The sequence below is a fragment of the Virgibacillus sediminis genome (assembly GCF_042643265.1).
In the GTDB taxonomy this organism is placed as follows: domain Bacteria; phylum Bacillota; class Bacilli; order Bacillales; family Amphibacillaceae; genus Virgibacillus_O; species Virgibacillus_O sediminis.
This window is the reverse complement of record NZ_JBHRRZ010000002.1, coordinates 1-12,701: the sequence shown is the minus strand read 5'-3', so window position 1 is coordinate 12,701 and position 12,701 is coordinate 1. Positions and strand designations below refer to the sequence as shown.

Genomic DNA, 12,701 nt, shown 5'->3' with positions numbered 1-12,701 from the left:
GTGCGTGACCTCCTAATTTGCCAAATTCATCATTAACACGCCGACAACCAGCAATCCGATTCCCATAACCCCCTGTTTATTGATCTTCTCATTGAAAAACACTACTCCCGCGAGAGCAGTCAGAACCGTTCCTATCCCGCTCCATGTCGCATACACAAGCGACAGGGGCAAGTACTCCAATGTCACAGACAACAGATAGAAGCCGCTGCCGAAACCGGCAATCATTCCCAGCACAGGCAGTGCCTTGGTGAAGCCATTCGACATTTTCAGCATGGTGGAACCAAAGACTTCCAGCAAAATCGATACACCCAGTAATACATAAGCCCCCATACCATATCCGCCACCTTTATATAAGTAATTATCCAAAGAATGATGGATTGATTTCTTTCATCCATTATCCACTTTTGTTTTCTCTATATTTCCGATTCTATATTCGGTTACACTGCTTCCTTCTATAGAGAAGGAAAAGAAGGAGAAGTTTTTCAAAAGCGGGCAGGGGAGGCTTATCTTTTTATATGTTCCGTTCTGAGCCGCTTCTTGTCCTGTCTTATACTGAACTGCCATTTCAAACATATGGGCATAGAAACCTTTCAGAAGGGGAAAATAATAAGTACGCAAATGGAATAACCCTCTCCCCTGAAGGAAAAGCAAGTTCATTGAGTATGATACGAAGCCCTTTTATAATTTCCTTGTGCAAATTATTGAAAGAAAGGACGTAGATGATGACATACAATCAATTATTCTCGACTTTTAAGCTAGGCAATCATACACTGGATAACCGTTTCGTTGTGGCACCCATGACGCGCATTTCCGGAGAAAAGGATGGCCGCGCTTCGGAAGCGATGAAACATTATTATGAGCGCTATGCAAAAGGAGGATTCGGCCTCGTCATTTCGGAAGGAATTTATCCCGATGAAAGTTACAGTCAAGGCTACCACCAGCAACCAGGCCTTGCCAACGATGCCCATGCCCAATCATGGAAACCTGTCGTTGAAGCAGTCCGGAATCATGGAGCAAAGTTAATCGCCCAGCTTATGCATGCAGGCGGGCAATCTCAGGGGAACGCGTTCACCGATGAAACAATCGCTCCTTCCGATATCGCACCCAAAGGGGAACAGTTAGGTTTCTATGGCGGTTCCGGGCCATTTCAAACCCCCAAGGCCATGACCAAGGAAGATATTACGGACGTGAAGGATGCGTTTGTACAAAGTGCTTTACTTGCGAAAGAGGCTGGTTTTGACGGCATAGAATTACATGGCGCCAATGGTTATCTGCTTGACCAATTCCTAACCGATTACCTAAACAAACGGGAGGATGAATACGGTGGTTCTGTAGAAAACCGGCTTCGGTTATTATTAGAGGTAATTGAGAAAGTTCGCAGTGCTGTCGGTGAGGAGTATATCGTCGGCATCCGTATCTCTCAGATTAAAGTAGCAGACTCTGCTCATAAATGGACAGACGGCGAACAGGAGGCTGAGTACATTTTCTCCAAATTAGGTGAATCAGCCTTAGACTATATCCACGTCACCGATGGAGATGCGACCGCCCCGGCGTTTGGAGAAGGTACTCGTACATTAGCCGAAGCAGCCAAAGACTTCGGTGGCCTCCCTGTCATTGCAAACGGGAAACTTGGTGAGCCGGAGAAGGCCGAGCAATTGCTAAAAGACGGACATGCTGACCTTGTATCACTCGGGACTAGCGCTTTAGCTAACCCTGATTTTCCAAACCGTGTCCAACGGGGCGAAGAATTGAAGAAATTTGATTTTCAAAAAACACTCTTGCCTCAAGCTGGAATCAAAGATCATGAACTCCAAGCGACACTTGTCCAATAGTCGTCAGCTCTCGTAGAAATGGCAAGAGATAGATTATAATGAAATGTAAACCTGCACTCTTAGAGACTAACTATAAAAGAGACCGCATGAATTCTTACTTCATGCGGTCTTACTTAAGTTTTATTCTATTCACCCTCATCAGTGTACTGTTGTGGCAAGGAATCCCAAATACTAACATCCGCCGAATCAATTGAACCGTCGGCTATGGCCTGAATGGCTGACAGCATTGCATCGGTACCTTGTTTGATTAAATATCCTTTTGTTTTTTGACCCAGAATAGAAGTGGTATTAGGGGAGTCGGTCATCCCCCTATTTGTTGGGATACCATATTGAGTAGCGAAATGATTACGAGCGTTTGACGTGAGAGTGCTTTCTGCTCCATATCGCGCAAACATTCCATAACCCTTAACAATTTATTCAAAAGAAAATGACCGTCTCATTGACGATCATTGTTTAACTCTTGCATTCCATTAAAGCACTTTCTTTTTCTGTATTGGAGAGTAGTATTTTACCTATTCCTGGGCTATAGCAGGGTTTAAAATCTGATGAGCTTTTGCATTCAGGGCGGTATAAGAAGCCAATCCCATAGATATTAAAGGGGATCCAAGGAAGACCGACAAAATGATTACGCCTGATATGCTTATGTCATTGGAAGTGGATCCTGCTATTAATTGGTTTGGGATGGAAAACGGAATACTTATCATAATCATTAATATCCCTATACCTAGTGTTCTTGCTGCTTTTGCACTCATAGCCAAATTTTCATTTTCAATTAAATAGAATAAACCTCCGAAAATAACCAATAAAATCCCTGAAATACAACCAATTGCACTTACGGTTAGCCCAATGTTCTCCAATGGCATTTTTTCCCCACCCTAATTTTTATTTTAGTTTTATTCTTCCTTTTGTTTATAAAATTTGACGCATATTTTCATGAATTATACCACAAAAGGGAAGGTGAGCAACATACTTTTTTCCCCTTTTATACTTCTAATTTTTTCTGCATTTTTACCATTGAAGTTCGTGCATAATTGGGTTAATTACAATCAGTGTATTCCGATCAAAAAGTGTTCAAACCTACTTGGCGGTTTACATACGGGAAGAAAGGGCTTTGGATGAGACCCCCGCAGTGCGAATCAGCACAAGGAGGCCCATCAGCCGCCCGTGGAAGTAAATCTCCTAAACGGTTCCTTCCACTAAACAAGATTTCTGGTTAGTTCGGATGTTTCTTTTGATAAACCATCTAAAGCACTAATCTTTTTGCTTTTAGGAAAGAAGGCTTTTATATTAAATATTAATCCAAACATTTTCAAATTCTTTAACGGCAGCTTCTGCCACTTGAACATCATGAGGTACCGTGCTTCCGCTCACTCCTACAGCGCCTACTACTTTTCCATTTTCAAGGAGTGGAATCCCCCCGCCAAATACTACAATACGTCCATCATTCGTAGTATTCAGACCATAAAGTTCAGCCTTAGGAACTGTCGCGTCAGCCAGATTGGATGTTGGCATCTTCAAAGCCACAGACGTCCAGGCTTTATTCTTAGCAATATCGATACTTGCCAGCCAAGCGTCATCCATTCGATGCGTGGCAACAAGATTCCCACCGTCATCCAAGACAGTTATTACCATGGAAACTCCTATATCTGTAGCTTCTTTTTCTGCTGCTGAAATGATTTTTGTAGCTAAATCCAATGTTATTTTACTCATAATTTTAACCCTCCACATTTAATTAATTTTAAAATAAGTTTACTTTTACAAAACGCCATGAGGATCAATAACAAATTTTTTCGCGACGCCACTGTCAAATTCCTCATATCCTTGTGGAGCTTTATCCAAAGAAATAACAGTAGCATTCACGGCTTGAGCAATATTCGCTTTACCGTGCAAAATAGAATTCATCAATGCACGATGATACTTCATTACGGGAGTTTGGCCGGTTACAAAAGTATGGGCTTTTGCCCAGCCTAAGCCGAACCGAATGCTGAGGGAGCCTTTTTTGGCTGCTTCATCGACCGCCCCCGGATCCTCCGTTACATACAGACCTGGAATACCTAATTGCCCAGCCGCCCGGGTCACACCCATAATAGAGTTCAAAACGGTAGCCGGTGCCTCAGTTGCTTCCTGCCCATGCCCGGAAGCTTCAAATCCAACGGCGTCAATGGCACAATCTACTTCCGGCACCCCAAGAATTTGTTCAATCTGTTCTCCTAAGTCATCATGATCTCGCAAATTTACCGTTTCACATCCAAAACTTCTGGCTTGGTCCAGCCGTTCTTGAATTAAATCCCCAACGATAACGACAGAGGCTCCCAACAACTGAGCTGAATGGGCCGCTGCTAATCCGACCGGCCCTGCCCCCGCTACATATACGGTAGACCCTGGCTTAACTCCGGCACTATACGCTCCGTGGAAGCCGGTTGGGAAGATATCAGACAGCATAGTCAGATCAAGAATTTTTTCCATTGCTTGATCCTTATCTGGGAACTTAAGTAGTTGAAAATCGGCATAAGGTACCATGACATACTCGGACTGGCCACCGACCCAGCCTCCCATGTCGACATAGCCATAAGCTGAACCAGGGCGATCTGGATTCACATTTAAACAGACGTGGGTGTTTTGTTCACGGCATTGCTGACAGCGTCCACAGGCAATGTTAAAAGGGACAGAAACCATATCGCCTTTTTTAATAAACTCTACATCCCTCCCTGTTTCAATCACTTCTCCAGTGATTTCATGACCAAGAATTAAACCTTCCGGAGCTGTAGTGCGGCCCCGAACCATATGTTGGTCGCTTCCACAGATATTTGTAGTGATTACTTTCAAAATCACCCCATGTTCACATTTCCGCCCTACATTAAGAGGGTTGACACCGGGACCATCCCGTAAAATAAGTTCAGGAAAATCAGTGTCTTTCACCTCCACTTTTCCAGCACCTGCATAAGCAACCGCACGATTACCAGACATTTACACTCCTCCTATGAATTTAATCTTTAGTTCCCTTTACTTCCAATAGGTAATACCCAATGTACCTCCTACAATTTATATACTACTTAATCTTTTTAATTTTTAAAATATCGCACTTTCATGTAACATAGTTACCTATAGAATACTTTTGATGGGAGAGGTGGACAATTGCAAGAAGATTTGAGGCAAGAGACCTTGAAAAAAGTGAAAAGCGGGAAATTTAATTGTGAAAAGGAATTGACACTCTCCATTATCAGTGGGAAATGGAAAATTACTATGATTTATCATCTTGGAAAAAGTGGCACCATGAGATTTAGTGAGTTAAAAAAGTTATTTCCTAAAATAACTCACAAAGTTTTAACTGCTCAGCTGCGGGAATTGGAAGAAGATGGGATTGTAAGACGACGCGCTTTCCCTGAAGTACCACCCAGAGTGGAATATTCTTTAACAGAGCTAGGATCTAGTTTAATGCCCATCATTGACAGTATGTATTTTTGGGGAAAGGAGAATATGAAGCACTTTATGAATAAAGATGATTGAGGCTGAGTGGACTGGTCATTGTTTTCTACTAGTTAAATTAGTAAATGGAACTGGTATCCATACAATCTAAGCTCTTTTATACATTATTCCGAAATTGTACAATTTTGTCATTAAAACAGTTCTATTTAACTATGTCTTCAAATAGTACGATTTGTTATGTTTGAGAATAATGACAATAATGAAACTATTTATTTTGGGAGGTACATATTATGAATTATGAATTTTTAATCTGTAGTATTGAAAATAAAGTGGCTACGGTGACGATTAGTCATTCACCTGGTAATAAATTAAATACACAAGTATATCAAGAAATTACCCAATTAATGGAGGAATTAGAAGCCGACGAAAATGTAAAAGCTATCGTCATTACCGGAGAGGGAGAAGAAGCGTTTGTTGCTGGGGCGGATATCAATGAAATGATAGATTTGGATACAGTCGGAATGATGGATTTAACACAAATAACCAGAACCTCCTATTCAAAAATTGAAAACCTTAACAAGCCAGTGATTGCGGCTATTAATGGAGAGGCACGTGGAGGAGGGTTTGAGCTGGCTTTATGTTGTGATTTACGCATTGCCTCGGAAAATGCACAATTTGCTTTTCCCGAAATCAATTTAGGCGTTATACCAGGAGGCGGCGGTACACAGCGAATCCAAAAGGCTGTTGGACAAGGCATTGCGAAAGAATTATTGTATTTTGGCGAAACAATCGACGCCGAACGTGCTTATCAGTTACAAATTGTTAATAAAGTGGTTGGCAAGAAAGAACTTTTATCAACAGCAATAGAATGGGCAGAAAAGCTAACGGAAAAAGCACCTGTAGCATTAAGAATGATGAAATTGGCCGTAAATACAGGAGCAAATGTAGATCTAGAATCAGCTTTGACGATTGAAGCAACTAGCTATGATGGCGTCTTTGCAACACAAGATCGCAAAGAGGGTATGGCAGCACGTGTTGAAAACAGAAAGCCGAACTATGAAGGTAGATAAAGAAACACTACATTCTATCAGACACCTTCTTTTGTGGAATGGGTAATTCGAATAATTTCACCTAAAAAGGTGGAGTTCCGCACGCTAAGGTTTCGACCATTAGTTTATGTTCTCAGATAGATAAGGGGATGGGGTTATCTCCCCCTTTTCCCCACCTTAGTTCAATAAATATTAGAATAGGAATTTTTTGAATGGATCTTAATAAAAGTTCACAATTAAATATTACTTTTCACAAGATAAATTGAAACTAAATAGACCAAAATCCTGCTCTATAATAGTTCCATTGTTGTTCACGCAAGAATTCTTAGCTTGTACGAATCCGTTATAGTTCAAACCAATCCCAATAGTAAGCATAACCATAACTATTAGCCCGATTAACCAATTTCTTAACCTTTCTGTTTTCATTGAATTACGCCTCCTCTGACCACCTTTTTTTAAACTACGGCATTTATTACGCTATCCTGCCCCATTAGATGAATAGTGCCATTCCTTATTGAAGGTTTGCACCCTTTAGGTTAACAAGTCTAAAGCAATACCTGAGAGCCTATCTCTTATTACTAACTGAACTTTTTTTGATTTTTCATTTATATTCTTTAAATCTTCAGTTTGTATTTCCCAGGGCAATTTTGTTTCTTTTTCTAACTCCTTCACTTGTTCCTCAATTAAGAGTGAGTGTTTTTCATATATCTTAGTAGCAAGTAATTCATCTTTTAATTCTTCTTGTACTCTATAATGTAATCCGTTAAACCATTCTTGGAATTCTTTTTTACCATACTTGTTAAATCTCTTTTCTAAAATAATCATTATTTCTTCAGCAAATTCCTTATTGAAACCTATTTCATACATCTTGGCTTGGATGTTGTTCAAAGTAATATTTTCTAATGATTTTCTTTCCTTAAAGCCAAATATTTTCTTAATCATCTTTCTTCCCCCCAAAATATTCAACTCTTCTGCCTCTTTAGTCAAAAAAGACCGCCGTACTGACGATTTCCTTATTGTTTTTAAGCTCAGATAGTTTAAGTATGGTGCTTCAAACAAGCTGATTACAATCTAACAAGTTTTATAATACAAATGGTAGACGTCTAATTGTTCAAAAAACCTACTTTTTTGCAAGATTTAAGGATGGCTCATTTAATGAATCCCACATTGGAGTCATTCCATTCTTTTTATTGTTTATTTGACGCAATAATCCCTCCAATAATAGCAGTTAAGGAACCCGCAAGAATTGCTATTAGCATTATGTTATTCAAAGAAAATCACCTCAATTTTCACACTTTCTAACCTCTTCGTTCAGTGAAAAGCGATTGCTCTTATTGAACAATCGCACCCTATAGTTCATTAAAGATACAAAGTCATTATACTTCTCGTTCTATTTTTTATTTGCCATACATAAGATAAATGTTAAGTTGTTATACAAATTTGATTGATGTTAAATAAGATCTGTTTTCCGTCAACGAAGGCCATATTGTTGAGGAACGAATAGTTATAGTATGAATAAAAAAGTATCAATCACCTTTAAATTGTTAATGATAATACAATATAGGAGGTGTAATACTTTGGCTAAAGATGTACTTTGTGAAGTAAATAACTGCACCTATTGGGGCACTGGAAACAAATGCCATGCAGAAGCTATTTATGTAGTCAGTCATAAAGGCAAGCAGGCTTCCAATAGCGAAGAAACCGATTGCAAAACATTTGTTCCAGAAGCCTGATTTTCTTTGGGATAGCCTTTGGGTAGGGTTAGGTTGTCCCATTAATATTTATATTAGACTACTGGAGCTTGATTGTATTTAATTTCTTCTTTAAATGGCGGCTATTGATGAAGACCATAAGCCTAATTCTTCCCTTAAAACAAGGAGGGATTAGGCTTTTTATCTTTCAATATCCTGCCCCCTTTAATGGACCAAGGTGCCATTTCTTTTTCACGAAACACATCCGTTATTTTAATATTTATTTATATCTATTTAATAGGTAATGTCATTTTTCTGCTAACGGTCTTCATTCCAAAATTCTCATAAAAAGAAATTGCTTTTCGATTAAATTCCCCTACATTTAAATCTAATGAATCTGCTCCTCTATTTTTAGCCCAGTTTAAACATTCATTAAATAATTCTCTCCCTATTCCTTTTCTTTGACTACTTCTTTTAACTCCAAAGTCACTCATATAAGCAAATTTCCTTGGTGTCATAGAATCAAAGGGTGGAGACTCACTTAATTCTATTACTGCAAACCCAACAATATCTCCATATTCTTTTACTATTAAAACTTCACAATTTGGATCTTCCAGTAACTCGTTGAAATTTTTTCCTGGCATCACTTGGTCAATGTCTTTGAAAATGTGCGGTAACGCTTCTGCATGCTCATTATGCCCCTCTTTGATAATCGAGTTAACAGCTTTAAAATCATCTTTGTTGGCAATTTCAATATTTATTGTCATTTTCATCCCCTGGATCATTATATTTACATTTGTCTTCTCTCCTCAACTGCCTATTTAAAAGGATGCCGTAATTGACGATTTCCCTGTAGTGTTAAAGGCCCCGTTAACGCAGCTAAAACGGCAGGCTTTGAAAAAGTGAAATGGTTATAACTAATGCCGATAAAGCTCCTGCAGACAGTAAGGTTATCATCTTTCGCCAATTTATCTCTTTTGAAGGTTTTACAGCCTCTTTAGAAACCGCAATCCATATCACAGCAGAAACTATGGCTACTATAGCAATACCATCTTTAGACATATTTACTACCACCTTGATTTATATTTTGCTTAAATTCTAATATAAATTATTCAGTTAGATGCCCTCAGTACAGTTTTTCAAACCAAATAATAACCCAATAACTAGAATTTTGATTGCAATTTTTTGAAAACAGAACATCAAATTGATAAATCTTACTCAACTCTACTGCTCGATAGTTAAATAACTCCGCCTTCCTAATATCATACTTCCTCAAAGCAATTTTTGATGATCACTTGTTGAGCCTTAATTGTGATAAACAGCTTAAAACTCTATGTGGAAAATTGTTTAGTTCTACTTGCCGATTACACCTAACCGGTTCTCTAATAAATTTCATTCAAACTTTCTAACCTTTTCGTTTAGTGAAAAAGCGATTGCTCTTATTGAACAATCGCACCATTTATTTAATTATAGTTATGTTTTTGTTGGAATTTCTTATAGAGAATTGTAATAGTTAATAATAAGTGCACCAACCATATAACAATTAATGTTCCAGTTAGCCACTGCCTGATTGAAGAGAACTCCTCCCAATTTTGCAAATCTTGCCCTAAAATAATAAGAAATAAACTTACTGTCAAAAGCAATTGAATACTAACGCGGTGTTTCATAAGTGCCCCTCCCCCGGACTTTTAATAATAAAAAAGTGATCGCTCCTTGAACTAAACTGCCCCTTTAGGAGCTACGAATCCCAACTGGATCTTCAGCTCTCGCACCCGATAGTTTAACAATCAATTATCCTAATTGAATCTCTTCCTTTTTATCATCATATTCAATAACTAGCGTTATATCTTCTCCCCAAAAAGTATCACTTTCATTGGTATGAATAAAAGTGCCTTGCGTTACCTGATAGTTATCTTTTTGATTTAATTGTGCATGAAATTCGTTCTTTTCCCTTTCTCCACTTTCCTCTTCATAGAACCCGACTACTTCATCACCAATTTTTAAAGCAATGGTGAGAGATTTGTAATCAACATCCTTTTTAGGAACAATGGTTAATTCGTGTGTGGAATGAACTGATTTTTCAAGGTTATAGTATTTACCAGAAATATTATCTGTCACTTCCCAATTTTCATTGGAACCTTTTTGAGATAAAGAGAATTGGATTTGCTTTTGACCATCAACACTTTGACCTTCTCCAGAACAACCACCAACTATAAGTGTTATGATTGATAATGAAACAATAAATGTTATAATTTTTTTCACTGGATATCCCCCTTATTTCTTACTAAATTTCAAGAAAAAGTCTTCTCGCACTAGTTGCCCCTTTAGTACACTTCTACTTAAAATGATGTTAATCTTATTATAATTAACGCACCCGTTAGTGTTAAAATCCCTTTACTTTTTTGCAAAAGAACGAACTGACATTGTTCCAGCTAAAACTGATAAAATCAAATGTGTTTCTGGTAATAAGAAGATGTTTGGATACAAATTCTGTGATACCCCATACCATTTAACCCAAAAGAAATTTGGTATAAATACCAGAATAGACAATATAACTGTTGGTATAAAAAGTTGCCAATTAAAGTTAAACCTTCCTTTAATTAGGTTTGCCAAACCTTTCCATTCCATTAATACACCAATTAAGAAAGCCCATAAAGTCATCGTGACAAGGAGGATAGATGTGTTTTCTGACGCCCTCTGCTTTGCTATTTGAAGGTCATAATAACTAACAATGATTAGATAAAATAAAATTATCATTCCTAAAATCACTGCTAAAGCACCTAATATTTTTTTATAAATAATAATTACCCCTTTAATTTAAGTCCGATTTACAAAATAGTTTCACTGTTCCAATAACCTGCTCTTTAGCTCAATATGTCTATACACTAACAGTAACATAATGTTCCAAATATTTTAACGTGAATAACAAATTAAAAAGGTGATCAATGTTTGATCACCTCTTAACTCTTGCTCCCTTTACTTTAAGTAAATCACTTCACAAAGTCGTCGTATAATCCTTTAAACAAAACCATTATTTGATTATCAAATCAAAAATCTCCATGGGATTAACAATAAAATATATACCAAACACAGCTATCCCAATAAGGAATATGATTACAACTTTACTTCTCATTAAGAACCCTCCCAAGCTACAATTTTATTCTCTTCCTAATCTTTGGAGTCTCCTACACCAATAAAGAAACAGGAACAATCACAATGACAGCCCCTGTTGTAAGTAAAGTATTGCCCCGTTATTTCTATAAATTCAACAAAAAGGGTGCTTATCCTTTTAAGGATTGCACCCATTAACGCAATAAAACTTTATTCTTTTTTCAATCTCAATAGTATAATATTTGAAACAAACCGAACTATTAACACTCCGATTAAAATAACAGTACCAGTAAATATAATAGCGAAATTCATTCCGAAAGGATTAAACCAAGATCCATTTGGAGGAATTATAAACTGTGTCCCCAAAACCACTGATACAAATAAAGTGATGATGTTTGTTAAAGCAATAAAATGAAACTTAATTTTTGTTGATAAGAGACCTGTTAAAATAACAAATAACAATGTCCCTATAAACAAGAAAGAAGCTCTATTTGGGAATTGAGAAATTTCATAGTAGTGAAGCAAAAATGGCATAGGAATTAACGAAATTACCAACCAAATAAATTTAATAAAATCTCCTCCTTATGATGGATGAATTAATATTTTCTGTGTATCTAAACAAACCTAACATAAATTAAGATAAATTGGATAACTAAAGACAACTCTTGTTAAACTTTTCTGCCAGTTAGCTCAATATTTATATTGCAATACTAATAGAATATTCCAATAATACTATTGTATTTTTCCAAAAAGAAAAGGAGAGCGTCAATGTCACCTTTTCAAACTATTGCACCCGTTAGCAAAAGAGTGTTAGTTTCTCATTTCCATTTAACTACCTCCATTATTAAATTTAACATATTAGATAAAAATCCTTATTGGAGTATTCTTTGATTTAATTCAATGAATAAGGTGCTTCCCCCTTTATCCCAGATAAGCACCCGATAGCTCAATAAGAGTTATTTAGTTTATTCTCTAAAGCCTTTACCCCTCTAATTAGCCAATATAAGGCTATCCAAGATAAAACAAATTTTGTAATCCATTCAGATAAAACAACAAATAATAAGGAACTATCAATGTTAAAAAACGGCAGTATTATGAACAGCCCTAATAAAATCGCACCACCAATGACAAAATTTCTCATTAAATACACCCCCTGACTATCGGTCATCTGTACTAAATCCTACCACTTTAGCTTAAAAAATAAATGCAGTAACTGCTAAAATAAATAGAAATATCGTGAGAAGAAAAGGAACAAATACATTCCTTATTTCTTCTTCGCCTTCTGCTGTAACCGTCAAGTAGTTTTGAACACTTTTTGCTCATTAATTTTGAACACTTTTCGACTGAAAAACAGATTGCCTGTTCTTGATCCGATAGCTGGATCCGTTTAAATGAATTACCTCGGCCCGGTGAAGAAGTCTATCGAGGATTGCTGTGGTGATACCCTTATCACCCATTAATTCCTCCCATTCTTCTGGCCCTTTGTTAGAAGTCAATATAATTGAACTTCGTTCATACAAATGATTGACTAACTGGAAAAACAGATTTGCCTCGTGTTGATCCATTGCCATATACATGAGGTCATCGATGAT

General features: G+C 37.2%; 18 protein-coding genes. 4 read left to right on the top strand and 14 right to left on the bottom strand.

Annotated features, from left to right (window positions below; all coding sequences use genetic code 11):
* Window positions 1-12 precede the first annotated feature (12 nt).
* Window positions 13-330: a DMT family transporter gene (locus ACFODW_RS01030; RefSeq protein WP_390301608.1), complete on the bottom strand. Its 318-nt coding sequence runs from the start codon at window positions 328-330 to the stop codon at window positions 13-15.
* 392 nt (window positions 331-722) lie between these two features.
* On the opposite strand from ACFODW_RS01030, the gene ACFODW_RS01025 reads away from it, so the two are divergent.
* A complete protein-coding gene (locus ACFODW_RS01025) occupies window positions 723-1,832 on the top strand; it encodes an oxidoreductase (RefSeq protein ID WP_449366026.1) in 1,110 nt (369 codons plus the stop codon).
* Window positions 1,833-1,957: 125 nt separating this feature from the next.
* On the opposite strand, the gene ACFODW_RS01020 is transcribed toward ACFODW_RS01025, so the two are convergent.
* From ACFODW_RS01020 to fdhA, 4 genes are all read right to left on the bottom strand, one after another.
* Window positions 1,958-2,227, bottom strand: a complete 270-nt coding sequence (locus ACFODW_RS01020) for a hypothetical protein (RefSeq protein ID WP_390301602.1) — start codon at window positions 2,225-2,227, stop codon at window positions 1,958-1,960.
* Between the two features lie 117 nt (window positions 2,228-2,344).
* Complete coding sequence (locus ACFODW_RS01015) at window positions 2,345-2,689, bottom strand: hypothetical protein (protein ID WP_390301599.1); 345 nt, start codon at window positions 2,687-2,689, stop codon at window positions 2,345-2,347.
* 430 nt (window positions 2,690-3,119) lie between these two features.
* Window positions 3,120-3,542 (bottom strand): GlcG/HbpS family heme-binding protein, encoded by a 423-nt coding sequence (locus tag ACFODW_RS01010; protein ID WP_390301596.1) that lies wholly within the window; start codon window positions 3,540-3,542, stop codon window positions 3,120-3,122.
* A 45-nt stretch (window positions 3,543-3,587) separates the two neighbouring features.
* Entirely contained in the window at window positions 3,588-4,799 is a 1,212-nt protein-coding gene (gene fdhA, locus ACFODW_RS01005; RefSeq protein WP_390301593.1) for a formaldehyde dehydrogenase, glutathione-independent, read from the bottom strand.
* A 168-nt stretch (window positions 4,800-4,967) separates the two neighbouring features.
* On the opposite strand from fdhA, the gene ACFODW_RS01000 reads away from it, so the two are divergent.
* Window positions 4,968-5,339, top strand: coding sequence for a winged helix-turn-helix transcriptional regulator (locus ACFODW_RS01000; protein ID WP_390301591.1), 372 nt, complete (start codon window positions 4,968-4,970; stop codon window positions 5,337-5,339).
* Between the two features lie 209 nt (window positions 5,340-5,548).
* A complete protein-coding gene (locus ACFODW_RS00995) occupies window positions 5,549-6,328 on the top strand; it encodes an enoyl-CoA hydratase/isomerase family protein (RefSeq protein ID WP_390301588.1) in 780 nt (259 codons plus the stop codon).
* A gap of 222 nt (window positions 6,329-6,550) precedes the next feature.
* Here ACFODW_RS00995 and ACFODW_RS00990 read toward each other — a convergent pair whose 3' ends face one another.
* Window positions 6,551-6,733 (bottom strand): hypothetical protein, encoded by a 183-nt coding sequence (locus ACFODW_RS00990; RefSeq protein ID WP_390301586.1) that lies wholly within the window; start codon window positions 6,731-6,733, stop codon window positions 6,551-6,553.
* Between the two features lie 105 nt (window positions 6,734-6,838).
* The gene (locus tag ACFODW_RS00985) at window positions 6,839-7,249 is read right to left on the bottom strand and encodes a hypothetical protein (protein WP_390301583.1); all 411 of its coding nucleotides are present in this window, start codon (window positions 7,247-7,249) and stop codon (window positions 6,839-6,841) included.
* A gap of 635 nt (window positions 7,250-7,884) precedes the next feature.
* Here ACFODW_RS00985 and ACFODW_RS00980 point away from each other — a divergent pair.
* Window positions 7,885-8,040 (top strand): DUF1540 domain-containing protein, encoded by a 156-nt coding sequence (locus tag ACFODW_RS00980; RefSeq protein ID WP_390301580.1) that lies wholly within the window; start codon window positions 7,885-7,887, stop codon window positions 8,038-8,040.
* 248 nt (window positions 8,041-8,288) lie between these two features.
* On the opposite strand, the gene ACFODW_RS00975 is transcribed toward ACFODW_RS00980, so the two are convergent.
* The 7 genes from ACFODW_RS00975 to ACFODW_RS00945 all read right to left on the bottom strand — a co-directional run.
* Window positions 8,289-8,765: a GNAT family N-acetyltransferase gene (locus ACFODW_RS00975; protein WP_390301577.1), complete on the bottom strand. Its 477-nt coding sequence runs from the start codon at window positions 8,763-8,765 to the stop codon at window positions 8,289-8,291.
* A gap of 112 nt (window positions 8,766-8,877) precedes the next feature.
* Entirely contained in the window at window positions 8,878-9,060 is a 183-nt protein-coding gene (locus tag ACFODW_RS00970; RefSeq protein ID WP_390301574.1) for a hypothetical protein, read from the bottom strand.
* A gap of 401 nt (window positions 9,061-9,461) precedes the next feature.
* Window positions 9,462-9,665, bottom strand: coding sequence for a hypothetical protein (locus tag ACFODW_RS00965; RefSeq protein WP_390301571.1), 204 nt, complete (start codon window positions 9,663-9,665; stop codon window positions 9,462-9,464).
* Between the two features lie 124 nt (window positions 9,666-9,789).
* The gene (locus tag ACFODW_RS00960) at window positions 9,790-10,260 is read right to left on the bottom strand and encodes a hypothetical protein (RefSeq protein ID WP_390301568.1); all 471 of its coding nucleotides are present in this window, start codon (window positions 10,258-10,260) and stop codon (window positions 9,790-9,792) included.
* A gap of 132 nt (window positions 10,261-10,392) precedes the next feature.
* Window positions 10,393-10,767: a hypothetical protein gene (locus tag ACFODW_RS00955; protein ID WP_390301564.1), complete on the bottom strand. Its 375-nt coding sequence runs from the start codon at window positions 10,765-10,767 to the stop codon at window positions 10,393-10,395.
* A 1,288-nt stretch (window positions 10,768-12,055) separates the two neighbouring features.
* Entirely contained in the window at window positions 12,056-12,250 is a 195-nt protein-coding gene (locus ACFODW_RS00950) for a hypothetical protein (protein ID WP_390301561.1), read from the bottom strand.
* A 181-nt stretch (window positions 12,251-12,431) separates the two neighbouring features.
* Window positions 12,432-12,701 (bottom strand): ATP-binding protein (locus ACFODW_RS00945; protein WP_390301558.1); only part of this gene is annotated, 270 nt, incomplete at its 5' end.

Excerpts from the sequence above, each read along its gene's own strand:
- ACFODW_RS01025 (WP_449366026.1), top strand. The coding sequence starts at position 723 with ATGACATACAATCAATTATTCTCGACTTTTAAGCTAGGCAATCATACA.
- ACFODW_RS01010 (WP_390301596.1), bottom strand. The coding sequence starts at position 3,542 with ATGAGTAAAATAACATTGGATTTAGCTACAAAAATCATTTCAGCAGCA.
- ACFODW_RS00970 (WP_390301574.1), bottom strand. The coding sequence starts at position 9,060 with ATGTCTAAAGATGGTATTGCTATAGTAGCCATAGTTTCTGCTGTGATA.
- ACFODW_RS01020 (WP_390301602.1), bottom strand. The coding sequence starts at position 2,227 with ATGTTTGCGCGATATGGAGCAGAAAGCACTCTCACGTCAAACGCTCGT.
- ACFODW_RS00990 (WP_390301586.1), bottom strand. The coding sequence starts at position 6,733 with ATGAAAACAGAAAGGTTAAGAAATTGGTTAATCGGGCTAATAGTTATG.
- ACFODW_RS00985 (WP_390301583.1), bottom strand. The coding sequence starts at position 7,249 with ATGATTAAGAAAATATTTGGCTTTAAGGAAAGAAAATCATTAGAAAAT.
- ACFODW_RS00975 (WP_390301577.1), bottom strand. The coding sequence starts at position 8,765 with ATGACAATAAATATTGAAATTGCCAACAAAGATGATTTTAAAGCTGTT.
- ACFODW_RS00965 (WP_390301571.1), bottom strand. The coding sequence starts at position 9,665 with ATGAAACACCGCGTTAGTATTCAATTGCTTTTGACAGTAAGTTTATTT.
- fdhA (WP_390301593.1), bottom strand. The coding sequence starts at position 4,799 with ATGTCTGGTAATCGTGCGGTTGCTTATGCAGGTGCTGGAAAAGTGGAG.
- ACFODW_RS01030 (WP_390301608.1), bottom strand. The coding sequence starts at position 330 with ATGGGGGCTTATGTATTACTGGGTGTATCGATTTTGCTGGAAGTCTTT.
- ACFODW_RS00995 (WP_390301588.1), top strand. The coding sequence starts at position 5,549 with ATGAATTATGAATTTTTAATCTGTAGTATTGAAAATAAAGTGGCTACG.
- ACFODW_RS00950 (WP_390301561.1), bottom strand. The coding sequence starts at position 12,250 with ATGAGAAATTTTGTCATTGGTGGTGCGATTTTATTAGGGCTGTTCATA.